Origin of the sequence: Rhodococcus sp. T2V, from assembly GCF_029269925.1 — a bacterium.
In the GTDB taxonomy this organism is placed as follows: Bacteria; Actinomycetota; Actinomycetes; order Mycobacteriales; family Mycobacteriaceae; genus Rhodococcus_F; species Rhodococcus_F koreensis.
In genome coordinates, this window is sequence record NZ_JARJBD010000459.1 from 1 (window position 1) to 315 (window position 315).

Annotated in this window: 1 protein-coding gene; it reads right to left on the reverse strand. The window is 65.7% G+C overall.

Features of this window, described 5'->3' with window-relative positions; all coding sequences use genetic code 11:
• A partial coding sequence (locus P3H15_RS54825) for a GvpL/GvpF family gas vesicle protein (protein ID WP_276144931.1) occupies positions 1 to 315 on the reverse strand: 315 nt, incomplete at both ends.

The window sequence follows — 315 nt, forward strand, 5'->3', positions numbered from 1 at the left end:
CGACGGCCTGTTCGAGTTCGCCCTGCCGGTCCACCTCGAACAGAACCGCGATCTGCACGGCGTCCTCGTCATGGGTGGGGTCACGGACCGTGACGGAGTCGGTCAGCGGAGACAGCATCTCGACGGCGGTACGGGTGTCCGCCTCCCGGGTGGTCTCGAGGGCGTTACCGATGATCTCCCCCAACGCCATCCGGGCATCCCTAGTCAGCTCCTCCGGTTGGTCGCGGATCTCCTCGAGCAGGCTGGTCGCCTTCGGGCTTTCGTCGACGATCTCGCGGAGGATGGTCTCCTGCACATAGCGGCCCTTCACCATGT